The sequence below is a fragment of the Amycolatopsis sp. cmx-8-4 genome (genome assembly GCF_046548675.1).
Classification (GTDB): Bacteria; Actinomycetota; Actinomycetes; order Mycobacteriales; family Pseudonocardiaceae; genus Amycolatopsis.
The window spans coordinates 209324-223641 of the sequence record NZ_JAEBDZ010000014.1 but is presented as its reverse complement, the minus strand read 5'-3'; the positions used below and the strand labels follow the sequence as shown (position 1 = coordinate 223641).

Here is a 14318-nt window from a genome sequence, read left to right as displayed (position 1 = left end):
CCTGATGGACGACCTGGACTCTTTGCTGTCCGACGCGAATGCCCGGCTGCGGGAATCGATGAACGGCGGCACGTCGGGGGTGCTGAGAACCGACGTACCGGTCCTGGTCGCGACGCTGGTGCGGTTCTCGGACGAGCCGACGGTGCACCCCGACGCGGTACCGGACATCCTCTTGACCGCAGGAATGTTGAGCTGGAGCCGGGGACAGGCGCAACCGCCCGGAGCCGCCCGCGCATGTGCCCACGCGGCCGCGGACCGGATCTTCGTCCGGTTGCTCGCGATGCCGGCGGACCGCGTGCCGACCAGGATCAGGGAGGCGGTGGCCGTGGCTCGTGAATCGTACGGGCACAGCGCCGTCAGGGAAGCCGGCGCGACGCTGCAGCTGGCGATGAGGTCCGGGGACACCGCCGCCCTGGACCGGGCCATCGACCTCTACCGGCTGGCGCTGCCGGAAGCGGAGCCGGACCAGCGTGCCGGAACGGCGATCGGCCTGGCGACCGCCCTGCGCGTGCGCTACGAACGCACGGGGACTCCGGACGACCTCGACGAGGCGACGGCCTTGGCCGAAGACGTGGTGGCGGCGCCCGCCGTGGACGGCGCAATCCGGTCGAACGCCTGCACGACGCTCGCCGTGTGTGTGGCACTCCAAGCCGACCGGACCGGTGCCGCCTCCGGCCACGACCGGGCCGTCGAGCTGCACCGTGAAGCGGTGTCATGCCTGCCGAAGGACCACGTTCGCCACGGCACGCTGCTGGCCAACCTGGCGATCACGCTGCGCGAACGCGCCGGACGCACGGGCTCGACCGACGACCTGGACGAATCCGCTGCACACCTGCAGGCGGCGATCGCCGAGGCAGCCGACCGGCCGGTGCGGGCGGAACGGCTTGCTTCCCTCGGCGCCACCTGGGCGGCCAAGTACCAGCGCACCGGCGAACTTTCTCTGCTCGACAAGGCGGTGCAGTCTCACACAGAGGCGGTGGAAGACACCCCGGAATCGCATCCTGATCATTCGTCGCGGCAGTCCAACCTGAGCACGACGCTGCGGCTGCGCTTCGATGCAGCCGGCCAGGACGGAGACATCGACGCGGCGGTCGCCGCCGCGCAGCTCGCGGTGAACCGGGCGCAGCCCGGCGATCCCCGGCTGGCCCTGTGGCTGGCCAACCTCCACGCCGCCTTGCTGGCCCGGTTCGAACGACTAGGCGCCCGGGACGACCTCGACCAGGCTGTCGCGGCGGCGGCCGAATCGGTACGGCGGACACCGCCCGGAACCGCCGGACGGGCCCGCCACCTGTCGAATCTAGGCACAGTACTGCGTACCTTCTACGAGGAAACGGCCGATGACACCTACCTCGCACAAGCACTGAAGGTCCACCGTTCCGCGGTCGCCGCGGCCGTCGCGGGGCGGCCGGACCACGCTGCGATCCTAGTCAACGCCGCCAACACGATGCGAACCCAGTTCGAACGCCACGGTCGCGACGAGGACCTCGACGAAGCTGTGGACACCGCGTGGGCAGCGGTCGAGTCGGCCGCTCCGGGCAGCGCCGGGTTACCGAGGTACCGGTCCAACCTGGGTGGAATGCTGCGGCACCGCTACGAACGGTCCGGCGCGCAGGCCGATCTGGACACCGCCATAGAGCAGCACCGGCAAGCGATCGAGGAAAGCAAGCTGGCCGATCGCCACCGCGCCCGCTACCTGTCCAATCTTGCGGGGACCCTGTGTACCCGGTTCGAGCGGACCGGGAAGGCCGAAGATCTCCGCGAGGCCGTGGACGTCGCGCGGCAAGCGGTCTCGGCCGGTTCCGCGCCGACCCCGGACCGGGCTCGGTGCCTCGCCACCCTCGGCGTTGTGCTGACCGCGCGGTTCGAGCAGACAGGGGCGCTGGAAGACCTCACCGACGGGATAACGAGGATCGCGGAGGCGGTGGACATCCTGCCGACCGGCCACGTAGACCGAGTCCGCCTGCTGACCAACCTGGCGGCCCAGCAGGTCACCCTGTTCGTCCGGACGGAGGACGACGATGCGCTGGAAGCCGCCGTCGCCGGCGGCCGGGCGGCGGTCGAAGCCACTCCGGAGGACAGTCCCGACCTGCCCGGACGACTCACGAACCTGGGCATCGCCCTCCAGCTGCGGTACCGCCGGGCACGACAGCTTGCCGATCTGGACGAGGCGATCGCCGTCAACCGCCGAGCACTCGCCAACACCGGGGCGGCCGCCGTTTCCCTGGCCGGCCGACGATCGAACCTCGGTTTGGCGCTGCTGTCCCGGTATGAACACCTCCGCGAGCCGGCTGACCTGTACCAGGCGGTCACCGAATGCGAGACCGCCGTGCACCAGGCGTCACCGGCCGACCCGAACCGGTGCAAGTCGTTGATCAACCTCGGCAGCGCCTTGGCCGCACGAGGCGAGCGAGACGACAGCGAGCACGACGTCACCTCGGCCGAACGGCACTGGGTGGACGCGGGCGCGTCGGCCTCGGCTCCGGGTTATGCCCGGATCGTCGCCTGGAACGCCCTCGCGCAATCCGCCGCCGGGCGGCAGGACTGGACGACTGCCGCCGACGCGTACACCGAGGCGGTTCGATTGCTGCCGGTGCTGGCCTGGCTCGGAGCTGCGCGCACGGACAACGAGGATGCGCTGGCCGGCTGGGCCGGTCTGGCATCCGACGCGGCTGCCTGCATCGTCGCCGCCCGGCGACCGGCCGACGAAGCGCTCGCCGTTCTGGAAGAGGGCCGTGCCGTCCTGTGGTCGCACCTGGTGCGACTGCGTCGGAACCCGGATGCGCTGAGCGATGTCGCGCCGGAGCTGGCCGGCGAAATGGCGGCCCTCCGGCTGCGCCTGAGCAGCTCGCTGCTGCTGGACGACTCGCCGGCCGCCCCGGCGCTGCCCGGCACCGACGACCGGCTGGCCTTGGCACAGCGGTGGGACCAGCTGGTCGCGCAGGCCGAGGAGGCGATCGGGAGCACGCCGGCTCCGGCGACGCTCACCTTGGCCCAGGACCACGCCGTGGCGGTGCTCAACGTCAGCCGCTGGCGATGCGACGCGCTGGTGATCACGCACTCGGGCAGCAAGGCGTATCCGCTGCCTGGCCTCAGGCGTACCGACGCAGTGAAGAAGGCTGCGGAGTTTCTGCTCGCACTGCGAATCCGTGAGGGTGACGACGTCACCTACGCAAAATTGGTCGCCGCAGAGCGCACTATCCGCGAAACGCTCGGCTGGCTGTGGCGTGACGTGGTCGGTCCAGTCGTGGAAACAGCGCTCCGGCACCACGGACAGCCGACCGATGCTGCCGCGTGGCCAAGAATCTGGTGGTGCCCCACCGGAGCCTTGAGCCTGCTGCCGCTGCACGCCGCCGGTGACACCGGCGGCGCCGCGCTCGATCGGGTCGTGTCGTCATACACACCCTCAGTGGCCGCCCTCCAAGATCGTCGCGAACCCGGCTCGGCCAAGTCTGCCCGATCGTTGCTGGCCGTGACGGTCGGCCAGGCACCGGACCTGCCCCCGCTACGCAGCGCCGCCACCGATCTCCGGACATTGCGCAGCCTTCTGGGCGACGAACTCACGGCGTTGCCCGAAGAACGAGCCGTCCGGGATGTTGTGCTGCGTGAGCTGAAGCGGCACTGCCGAGTCCACTTCGGCTGCCACGGCACGCAGGACCTCCTGTCGCCGGCACGGGCCCGGCTGCACCTGCACGACAGCCGGTTGACGATCGCCGATCTGGCCGCCGCCGTACGGCACGAGGCCGTCCTGGCCGTGCTGCTGGCCTGCCACACCGCCACCGGTGGGCTCCGCGTGCCGGACGAGATCGTCACGCTGACCGCGGCTCTGCGCTTCGCCGGCTGGCAACACGTGATCGGCACGCTGTGGTCGGTCCCGGACGACGTGTCCGCCCAGCTCGCCGCCGACTTCTATCGCTTCCTGCGCCGAGACGGCGAGTTCCGGGACGAGCGGGCCGCCGAGGCACTGCACCACGCCGTCCGGGCCGCGCGGGCACGGACACCGCAGATGCCCAGCGCGTGGTGTCCCTTCGTCCATTGGGGAGCATGACCAGCGACCGATACGCTGTGCAGCGAGAACGATCGGAAAGGAGCAGCCACCTGTCTCCGAAGGTATTCGTTTCCTACGTACACGCCCCGGACGCGCACAAGGATCTGGTGTTGGACTTCGCTCGGTTCCTCGAGAGTCAGGGCGTGGCAACCACGCTCGACCGCTGGACCACGGCTGAGCGAAAGGATTGGTACACGTGGATCGTCGGCGAGATCACCAGCGCCGACTATGTGCTCACGATCGCGTCCAAGCAGTACCGTGACGTGTTCGACGGCTCGCCGCCCGCAGGGAAGAGGCATGGCACTCAGGCCGAAGCGGCTCTGCTGCGTGAGCTCCTGTACTCCGACCGGGCGACGTGGCTGCCCAAGGTCCTGCCCGTCGTCCTCGACGGACACACCGTCGACGAGATTCCCCTGATCCTGCAGCCCCGAGGAGCGGACCACTACTCGATTCCGGAGTTCACCGAGACTGGCGCGGAACGTCTTCTCCGCGTGTTGTTCGGCAAACCGAAACACCTGCGCCCCGTCCGGGGTACCCCACCTGCGCTTCCGCCGAAGTCTTGGTGAACCGGCTGTGAGGTACGCCGTTGACGGATGACGTCACACCCCGGGTGGTCATCTCATATGTCAAAGATGATCAGCGGCATGCCGATCAGGTGCGGGAGCTGGCCAGGTTGCTACAGCACCAGGCCGGTATCGACACCGTGCTGGATCAGTGGGACGAACACGTTCGTCGCGACCGGGCGGAGTGGTTCACCGAACAACTGGCGGCGGCGGACTACATCATCGTGGTCGGCTCACGGAGATACCGCGCCCTGTCCGACAGGGCGGACACCGCCGAGGCCGCGCAGATTGTCATGCTGAAAGAACGCCTGCTCGGCGACGCCCCGCAATGGCTGCCAAAGGTGCTTCCAGTGGTCTTGCCCGGCGGCCGGCCGGACGATCTGCCGGATTTCGTCCGCCCGGTCTCGTCCGGATGCCACCAGATCTCGGAGATCACGCTTGCTGGCGTCGAGGGACTGCGCCGAGTCATCGCCGGGAAGCCGAAGCACCTCAAGCCGGCGCTGGGTGCACGGCAGGCCATCGGTCTGCCACGAGTGGTCGCGGAAGACCGTCAGTCGCTGCAACCCACGACTTTTTCCACCGCGGTCCCACGGCCGGCCCTGCTCGACACGGCTCTCGAGCGTCGAGGCTACCGCGCCGACGAGCCGCGCCGCGCTCTGGTACTGACCGGTGAGGGCGGCATCGGTAAGAGCGTGCTGCTAGGCCAGCTGCTCGATCGGCTCGTTGCCGATCCGGAAATCCCGGCCGTGGTGCTCGTCGCCGCCACGAGCGTGCCGCCCGGCGCTCCACGGCACACGCCGGATCAACTGGACCGGCTCCTCGGCCAAGCCGCACACGACGACTGGGGTGCCGATGGGCTACTCGCCCTGCTTACCCGCATGCGCGAGACACACGGCTCGGTGCACCTGCTAATGGACACGCTGGATCTGCTGCTCGACCAGACGACCGTCGTCCCGCTCGCCTCCATCCTCGCTCGTGCGCTGGCTATTGGAGACGTGGTGCTGACCTGCCGCACGGTCGAATTCGGCAAATACCTGAGCAACGCCAGGACGAACGCTCCGCGGCTGACAGGCAGGCTCGTGGACGAAGCGGTACCCCCGCTGAATGTGCGGCAGATGATCAAGTGGGCTGACGGCCACATCGCGCGCCTCGACATCCCCACCGCCGATCAGGTGGCGTTCCTGGAGTCGTTGGAAGGCGGGCTGCGGTCCAGCGGTTCCCTCAGACAGGTGTGCGCCCTGCCCGTGCGTCTCGCGCTGACCTGCGAGACGTTCCAGCAGAACCGGCACGTGCCGGAAGACCTCACTGTCACGGGCCTCTACAACGCCTACTGGGATCTGCGCGTCGGGCGCAACCCCGATGGGCTCGGCGACCGCAAGGAACGCGCCGCGCTGGACGTCGCGGCACAGGTGGTGGACGGTTCAGGCGCGATCGAGCTGCGAGTGCCGAAGGGATCGCTCGGTGGGGTGGACACCGATGGGCTCGCAATGCTCAAGAGCGAAGGAGTGCTCTACGACCGCGGTAACAGCTGGGAGTTCTTCCACCAGACTTTCGCCGAGTACGGCCACGCCCGCTGGCTGAACAACCAGGGAATCCGCTCGGCGCCGGTGCGAGAATTCACCCGTCGCGTGCGAGTCGGGCGCGGCACGCTTTGGCCAATCGCCACTTCGCTGCTGCTCCAAGCCGATCACGACGAGGATTACCGGCAGCTGACCGCGCTGCTGCCCGCTACCACGATGGATGGGGCGCGAAGCCGCATCCTCGGAGCTCTGCACCGCGAATCGGAGGAGCCACTCAATCGCGTCTTGGCCGATCTGGACGGGAAGGCGGACCTGCTCAGCGTCGCCATACCGGCCTTGGGCGAGGCCCCGGAACGACACCTTTCACGAGCCGTCGCCGCGGTCTCGACAGCCTTGAAAAGCGACCCGGACGCGGTGCTGGACATCGCGGTCAAGAGCCTCCGGTCGTTGCTGGCCCGGGCCCGCTCGGCCGAGCCGCTCGAGACAGCCCTCGACGCGGTGATCGCAGTGCGCAAGAACGTGGACGAGAGCGCGTGGGACAGCTACGCCGAGAGCTTCCTCATGAGCTCCTCGCCGACGGAGCAGATCCGGTCGACCGCGTTGGCGCGATACCGGCAACTGGGCCCGGTGGGCCGACGAGCGGTCCTGCGGCTGCACCTGTCCCGAGCGGAGGACCTCGGCGACGGCGAAGTTGTGAACCTCGCCGAGGCCGCGTTCGCCGGGCGGTGCCCACCGCTGCCGGATGCAGAGGCGGCCGCCTTGTTTGCGGTGCTGTGGCGCTCACCGGGCGTGCGAACCGCACGGAAGTGGTCGACCTGGGCAGACGTGGTGGCCGATCACCTGCCTAAGGGGTGGAACAACGGCCAGATCAAATTCGCGGTGGAACTCGCGACCGCCGACCCGGCCGTCGCCAACGCTGTGGTCGACGGCCTGCTCCAAGGCCACCAACGGGCTCAAAAGACGTGGGTTAACGTGTTCCATCAAGTCGCCGAACGACGGCCGGGCCCCACTGTGCACCGACTGCTCGCCAATCCCCTGCCGACGCGCACCCTGGCGCTGAACGCCATCACCAAGTGCGTGCCAGTCTTCGTCGCCACGTTGGAGCCGGAGGACCGGGCCAAGCTGGTGCAGTGGCTGCGGCCGGCCCGTGCGCACGCGCCCCGTTCCGTCTGGCCTAGAGCCGTACTCCTCGCCACCGACGACGTGGCTGTGCACCGCGCCCTGCTCGACGAAGTCGAGAACACCGAACTCCCGGACGCGGTCCGGGAGAACCTCATTTACGCCTGGTACGTCAACTCACCGCGAGCAGTCCTCGACGCGTTGCTGCCACAGCTGCGGGCCTTGACCGAAAACGTCACCGGCGACCTGGTAAAGACCCGCGCTATCCTCGAAGGCCGCGTCGCCGACACTGACGAAGCCGCTCGGGAATGGGTCCGCACGGCACTGTTCGACCGGCCCAGCAAAACGGTCGCCGGCGCGGCGGCGAAATCGATGGCCGACAACATGGAGCCTGTCACGATTCCGCTCGCCCGGTGGCTCGGATCCCTACTGCCGACCAAGCACACCGACGCCACCGCCCGTCTTGCGGTCTTCCTGAGTCATGACCGAACACCCCCTGTCCTCGGCAAAATCGCCGACGAGCTGCTGCCGGTGGTCCTGACGCGACTTGCCACCGCCGCGACGGCCGGGGAGGACAGCGACTGCTCTCGCGCGCTGCTGAAGCTGGCGACCGCGATCGACAAGCAGCATCACCTGACCCGCGACGACGTTCGTGAGGTGTACCGGATCGTATGTTCCAGGCTCCCGCTGAACCAGCCCGGCGGCGACCGGCACAATGACCACTCCGCGGCCTTCCGCGACTTTACTGAGCTGACCGGTTCACTGATGGCGAAACGGCTGCACCGCGCGGAGACTCGCAGCCGGACCGAAGCGGTGCTGAGATCAGTCGATCCCGGCACGATGGGTAAGAAGATCGACTCAGAATCCTTAGCCGAGTTGCTTCGCGGCTTCGTCGTCCACGACCCGACGGCCGTCGATTGGCTGGAGGCCATGTTCGGTGAGCCTGAGCTGAGTTTGAGCGTCAAACTGGCCATCGCCGAAACTTTCCTGGTCCGTGACCAGCAGTCAGCCGCAGGCGGCCGCGCACTACGGTTAAAGGAGCGGCAAGACTGCCCACCCGAGGTGAGAGCACTGATCCTGTCGAAGTTGAAGGACTGATACCTTCTCTGTGCGCACGACGGTCATGACCGGGCGTCGCGTGGGACTCAGCAGATTTGGATCGAGTAGACCTGTTGGGTTCCAAAAGTAGGTCACCGACACTGACCGTGAACCGGCTGGTCAGCACCCATAGGTGAGCACAGGCTTTCGTGGTGTCCTGTTTTTGTCCACTAAACCAGATTCGTCCACTCGGTGGACGCTTTCACCGAGAGTGAAGCCTGGTCGATCGATAGCCGCAGTTGACGTCATGCCCAACCTCGTCGGCTACACCGTTACACGCAGAAGAAGATCCTTCCGAATCCGTCGCGAGCTTGTGACCTTAGGACGAAGTTGCTCTAAAACCGAAATTCGCAGGAGGGAAGTTGCAACACGGGGTCGCGAGACGGCGATATAGGACCACGCAAGCAGACGGGAGTCAACACAGCTGAGGAGCTCGAGATGGAGGAAGTGCCGGCGTGGAAGGTGAAGCTGGTCCGCGTCGTGGTCTGGGTGCTCTTCGGAGTCATCTTCGGCCTCCTGCCGGTGATCATCGCAGCGTTCAGGGACTCGGTATCACCCGAAGGACTCAACCTCGACAAGATGCTGGGAAGTGGTGAGCTTCTGATTGTCGGAGCGGTCATCGCCGCAGGCGCGACGGGGGAACTCTTTGCCTCCAGCCGACGGAGGTCCACCGACGGGATAGTAGCCAACCTGATGTGGATATTCGCCGGGTTTGCCGTCATTGCCGCCTTCGCAGCTGACACGATTTTGTATCTCATCGCTGTCGGACCGTCACACTCAGCTATGACCGGCTTGTCTTTGATCTTCTTTTCGGCGACAGTAGTGGGGACCACCATCGCGGTAGGAACGGCGGCATGAGATGAATGCATTGGTGTGGGCCGTCGTGGCCATGTCAGTCAGCGCCCTGACCGCTCTGGGGTCTCTGGCCATGGCGGTCGTGGCTAGGCTGCGTCCTCGTAGGCAGCCAACGCGTGTCCAAATCCGGACACAGAGCACCCGGGTCGCAGTCGAGCTTGACCCGGGCGCGTCTGACCAACAGGCGAAGGAGGTATTCGTCCAGGCGCTCGGACAGACACGTCAAGGCACCACAGCGTCTTCGCCTAGGGCTTCCAGCTGCTGAACTCGTGAGCAGTGCACATCTCAGCTCAATCTCACCCATATGAGTGAGTTTCGTGTGACCGGAGAGGCGGTGGCCGACGTCCTCGCCCGCCTGCTGGCGCTCGCGGCGAATGGGCCGGACCTTGCCGCGCGCACCCGCCGCCGAGTCTCACCGACCGCGCCGTCACCTCATCCGTCGCCGCGCATTGCAGCGGATCGACCACAAGAACGGGCTTCACCGCGCCGAACACGTCTGGCGATCATTCGGCGACGGCGACCCGAGCCAATGACGCCGAAAGCAGCCCTCCGGGAAGCAACCCGAGCCGAAGACCTGCGGTAGTGCCTGTTTCTCCTAGTCGACCCAGCCGCCGCACTTCCCTGACACGGAAGAGGTCACTGGTTCAATCCCAGTATCGCGCACCACCTTAAACAGCAGGTCAGAAGCCCTGTCCCTCCCCGGAGAGACAGGGCTTCTGTCGTCAGATGGCGACGAAATGGCGACGGCATCCCGCGCCAGGAGGGTCCGCCTGGATCGCAGGTGCGGGAACCAGGAAACCAGCTTCGCCCGCTCGCCCGGGTACAGGGACGCCAGCGACCGCAGCCAGCGTTCCTCCAGGACATCCAGGATCTGATTCACCATCGCCGGCGTCACGTGGTCGTAGACCCGCGCGATGCCCTTCATCATCCAGCTCGACGCCGTCCCACGCCGGGCGCCAGAACCGGATCCGGAAGTTCGACCGCCGCCACGGATGACCTTCCGGCGTCGACAGCACGAACGGATCGCGGTGGCTGTCCATCAGCTCCTCGTACAGCACCGCGATCCCCGGCGGGAGCGCCACGAACCGAGTCCCCGCAGGAGTTTTCGTCCGACCCTTCTTCGGCCGGGAGTTCCCGCGCCGCGCCGGCGGACGCCGGCGGCCATCCGAGCGATGATCATCACCCTTCCGGACTCCTTTGTAGACCTTCCCGCCGACCTCCTTCAGCGGTGTCCGGATCTCGATGCCGCGCCGCTCGGAGTCGTACTCGTGCCGCTGCTGCCCGACAAGTTCACCCCATCGGGCGCCGGTACAGACATCCATCAAGCACAGCACGAAGCCCGACATCCCCAGACCCAGCTCGTAGAGCCGCATCGCGGCACGCAACGCCTGAGCCGGAGTAGCCACCAGCCGCTCGGTATCGAACTCGCTGTTGGTCACCCGGACGCCGTTGCACGGATTGGCCGGGATCATCCGGGCCCGGACGGCGCCGTTCAGGATCGTGGAGAACAGTGCGAAGTACGAGGACACCGACGACTCGGCGTAGTCCTCGTGCAACTCCGAGAGCCACCGCCGGCTTGTTCAGCGCGGCCATCACGGCCGTCCTGGAACGGGCCGGTGTGCCGGCCGGGCCCGGACCGGACCAGGCACCGGCGCTGGCCCGTGCGCTCTGCTGGATGATCGAGCGGACCTTCTACCACGCGTCGCAGGAGTCTCCTGAAAACTGCACGCGGCCGCGGCGACCTGTGAACACATCCGGCTGATCAGCGCCGGCCTGGCTACCTGGCTACCTGACTGTCTGGGGTTTTCCCAGTCCCCGGGCCTGCATCGTGGGTGAGTATCCCTTGATGCAGCCGAGGAGACGTCATCGTTCACTCGCCCGCAGTTCTCGAACCGCGTACGACAACACCGATGGCGGAGCCGCCCACCCGGCCACCGCGGCGCCGGCTGAGAGCGCTGGCGGCAGGCGCCGGAATCCTGACCATCCTGTGTGCGCTCGCACTGCCGCTGGCGCCCGTCGCGGTCGACGATCCTTCGGTGTCCTGGCCGGTGGATCCCGCCGCGCCGCAGTCCACTCTGCTCGCGCTCGAAGCCGGCAAGCCGCTCGGGCTGACGGCCGGTTTCTCCTGCGCCACCGTAGACGCAGCGGCCGCCGCCGACGCCGATCGGGCGTCGCACGTCCTGCTCGCCACCACCGATCCCGACCAGCCCACGGCCGCCGAGGGGCTGCGGGTGACCGCCGAAAATGGCTCCCTCACGGCGTTCCTCGGCCCGGCCGTCGTCTTCCGCGAACCGATCACGGCGCAACCCTGCCAGTACCGGATCCGCACCGAGGACCAGAAGCTGTTCTACACCAAGGACGGGCGGACACTGGGCACGTCGGCGCTGCCGGACGTGGACGCGTTGATCACGGCGATCACCACGCTGCCCGGCCGGGACCTCGACGTCACCGTGCGGGTCGACGACCGGTTCGCATCCGCGCCGACGCCGGTGAAGCTCGTGCTCCTGGCGGCCGTGGTGGCCGGGCTGCTGGTGTGCGCGGGCTGCCTGATCGTGCTGTACCGGCGGCCCGGCCGGCGGAAGCGCTTCCACCCCCGCGCCGCGGACGTCGTCGTCGGCGTCACGCTGCTCGCGTGGCTGTTCCTCGCGCCGCGGACGAGCGACGACGGCTGGATGTACGCGATGGCGCTCAACCGGGAACACGCGGGCTATTTCGGCAATTACTACATGTACCACAACAATTCCTACGTCCCGTTCACGTGGCTGTTGCAGCTCTACGCGTGGTGGTCCGAACTCGGCACGGCTCCCGTGCTCCAGCGGGTGCCGTCGCTGTTCTTCGCGATCATCACGTGGCTGGGGGTCCGCGGCGCAGTCGGCCCGGTCGCCGTGCGGAAGCGCCTGCTGGTCCCGGCGCTGCTGTTCCTCGTCTGGTGGCTGCCTTTCGGCCTCGGCACCCGCCAGGAGGCTTCGGTCTCGGCCTGCCTGACGATCACCGTCTGCGCCGTGCTGCTCGCCCGCCGCCGGCAACGGGTCGGGTACCTCGGCCTCGCCGTCGGCGCGGCGTCCCTCGGGCTCATCGCGCACACCGCCGGCATCCTCGTGCTGCTCCCCCTGGCGCTCGGGGCGAAATCGGCGGCGCAGCTGATCCGCGGGACCGCGCGTTCGACGACGGACGCGGTCGCCGCGGTGCTGTGCGTGGTGTCGTGCGCGGCGATCGCCGCCGTCGCGGGGTTCGCCGACGGCTCGCTGAACGACTTCCTGCGCGGCAGCTCGTCCTTCGGCGGCGGCCTCGACACCGGTCCCCCGGACCCGCTCGGCGACGAGCTGGACCGGTACCGGCTACTGCTGGGCGACCAGTCCACCGGCAACTTCGCGCTGCGCGCACCGGCGCTGCTGCTCCTGCTGATCGTGCCGTTCTTCGTGCTGCTGTGCGTCCGCGCCCGGCAGCGCCGACGGCCGTTGCCCCGGCCGCTGTGGCTGACCGGCTGGACCTGCACGCTGGGGCTCGCGCTGCTGGTGTGCACCCCGTCGAAGTGGCCGTGGCACTTCGGGGCGTTCGCCGGCGTCGCGACGATCTTCCTCAGCCATCTGGCCCTGTCGGCGCCGGACTTGGCCCGGCGCTACCTCGGCACCCGCCGCCTGACCTTCGTGGTCGGCTCCCTGCTCCTGGCCGGGTCGGGCGGCTGGATCTGGCTGGCCGCCCAGGGCCGCAACACCTGGGCCGACGACGTGCTACCCGGCGTCCCCCTGGCCGGCGAGCCGCTGCCGGGTGCAGTGGCGCCGGCCGTGGTGCTCGCCGGAGCCCTCGTCGTCACGCTCGTCCCGCGCCGGGACGCCTTCACCGCGATCCACCTCGCCCGGGCGATCGCCGTCTGCTTCCTGGTGGGAGAGCTGACTTTCCTCGTCGGCGGGTTCGCGCTCGCCACGGTGCGGACCCGGGATTCGTGGTCGCCGTGGGCGGACGCCGTCGCGGACCCGCTCGCCCGCCGCTGCGGGGAGGCGCGGGTGCTGCGAGCCGCCGACCCGGGCTCCGCGCGTCCGGTCGCGGTGCTGGCGGGCGCGCCGGCCACCGACGGCTTCGACCGCGACGTCCGGGCGCCGGGCAGCCCGCCCGAGCCGGGCCCCGCGACGGCCGAGGTCTACGGCAGCCTGACCGCTGGCCCGGCCACCATGACCACGCCGTGGTTGCGGCTGTCCGCCGACCTGTCGGCGGACAAGCAGCTCATGACGACCGTGAGCGGCGTGACCGGTGCGGGCAACACCCTCACCGCCGAGTTCGCGAACGCGTCCGACGGCGGGTACCGCGTGGTCGCCCGCTCGGACTTCGCCGCGCCGGAGGACAGCCTGTCCTGGCGGGACGTGGCGATCAGCGACGGCACGGCCCTCCCCGCGGGCACCACGGCCTTCCGGCTGACCGCGAAGGTGACGCGGGATTGGCTGTCGTTCGCGATGCCCACGGTGCGCGACGTCGTCCCGGTCGGCGACTTCCTGCCGCGCGACGGGCACACGCTCGTCGACTGGCAGCTGAACTGGCTCTACCCCTGCCAGGGCCAGCCGGTCATCGCGAACGGCGTCGTGGCGCCGGTCTCCTACGCCGTCGGGTTCGGGTTCGGTCCGGACGGCAGCGAGCACAGCGCCACCGCGGGCGGTTCGTGGAGCCCGGAAGTCGGCGGGATCCTCGGCGCGCAGAACCGCGTCTCGACGATCACCAGGCTGTACACCCGGCTCGACACCGAACCGGCCACTCCGATGCGGACGGTGTACCGCCTCGACCGCCCGTACGCCGACGCCGCCTACCGGCTGAGCCGCGAAAGCCACACGGTGATGGGCTGGCGGACATTCTGAGTCGCCGGGAGGCGACGCTTGCAAGACGGTCGGCTGCGGGGACCGCATTCGGGCGCGCCACTGAGGATCACTGGGACCGGGGCCAAGCCGCGCCCGTTGGGCGACCTCCAGGATCCCGTCGTCGGCCAGCCACGTGGCGTGCGTGTGCCGGCCCTTCGCGGAACGTGAACGTCGACAGAATCGGCGGACGCCGCTCCCCCGGCCCGGCGTCGTCCAGTTCGACGCCGTTCCACGCCGGGCGCCAGAACCGGATCCGGGAGATCGACCGCCGCCA

7 protein-coding genes are annotated in these 14318 nt (G+C 68.7%); 6 read left to right on the top strand and 1 reads right to left on the bottom strand.

All coding sequences use genetic code 11. The features are described from left to right. The first annotated feature begins 4 nt into the window (after window positions 1-4). The 5 genes from ACLJQZ_RS28630 to ACLJQZ_RS28610 all read left to right on the top strand — a co-directional run bounded on the left by ACLJQZ_RS28630 (window position 5) and on the right by ACLJQZ_RS28610 (window position 9465). On the top strand, window positions 5-4045 hold the full coding sequence (locus ACLJQZ_RS28630; protein WP_410622971.1) for a CHAT domain-containing protein: 4041 nt from the start codon (window positions 5-7) through the stop codon (window positions 4043-4045). Further along, window positions 4042-4611 (top strand): toll/interleukin-1 receptor domain-containing protein, encoded by a 570-nt coding sequence (locus tag ACLJQZ_RS28625; RefSeq protein WP_410622970.1) that lies wholly within the window; start codon window positions 4042-4044, stop codon window positions 4609-4611. Before ACLJQZ_RS28630 ends, ACLJQZ_RS28625 begins: the two co-directional genes overlap by 4 nt. A 20-nt stretch (window positions 4612-4631) precedes the next feature. Further along, the gene (locus ACLJQZ_RS28620) at window positions 4632-8345 is read left to right on the top strand and encodes an SEFIR domain-containing protein (protein ID WP_410622969.1); all 3714 of its coding nucleotides are present in this window, start codon (window positions 4632-4634) and stop codon (window positions 8343-8345) included. A 438-nt stretch (window positions 8346-8783) separates the two neighbouring features. Next, a complete protein-coding gene (locus tag ACLJQZ_RS28615; protein ID WP_410622968.1) occupies window positions 8784-9203 on the top strand; it encodes a hypothetical protein in 420 nt (139 codons plus the stop codon). Window position 9204: 1 nt separating this feature from the next. Next, the gene (locus ACLJQZ_RS28610) at window positions 9205-9465 is read left to right on the top strand and encodes an effector-associated constant component EACC1 (protein WP_410622967.1); all 261 of its coding nucleotides are present in this window, start codon (window positions 9205-9207) and stop codon (window positions 9463-9465) included. Between the two features lie 457 nt (window positions 9466-9922). On the opposite strand, the gene ACLJQZ_RS28605 is transcribed toward ACLJQZ_RS28610, so the two are convergent. Next, on the bottom strand, window positions 9923-10756 hold the full coding sequence (locus ACLJQZ_RS28605) for a hypothetical protein (RefSeq protein WP_410622966.1): 834 nt from the start codon (window positions 10754-10756) through the stop codon (window positions 9923-9925). Window positions 10757-11110: 354 nt separating this feature from the next. Here ACLJQZ_RS28605 and ACLJQZ_RS28600 point away from each other — a divergent pair, with 354 nt between their 5' ends. Then, window positions 11111-14044: an arabinosyltransferase domain-containing protein gene (locus ACLJQZ_RS28600; protein WP_410622965.1), complete on the top strand. Its 2934-nt coding sequence runs from the start codon at window positions 11111-11113 to the stop codon at window positions 14042-14044. Window positions 14045-14318: the final 274 nt, after the last annotated feature.

Coding starts and splice junctions, on each gene's coding strand:
- ACLJQZ_RS28615 (WP_410622968.1), top strand. CDS start 8,784: ATGGAGGAAGTGCCGGCGTGGAAGGTGAAGCTGGTCCGCGTCGTGGTC.
- ACLJQZ_RS28600 (WP_410622965.1), top strand. CDS start 11,111: ATGGCGGAGCCGCCCACCCGGCCACCGCGGCGCCGGCTGAGAGCGCTG.
- ACLJQZ_RS28630 (WP_410622971.1), top strand. CDS start 5: ATGGACGACCTGGACTCTTTGCTGTCCGACGCGAATGCCCGGCTGCGG.
- ACLJQZ_RS28610 (WP_410622967.1), top strand. CDS start 9,205: ATGAATGCATTGGTGTGGGCCGTCGTGGCCATGTCAGTCAGCGCCCTG.
- ACLJQZ_RS28625 (WP_410622970.1), top strand. CDS start 4,042: ATGACCAGCGACCGATACGCTGTGCAGCGAGAACGATCGGAAAGGAGC.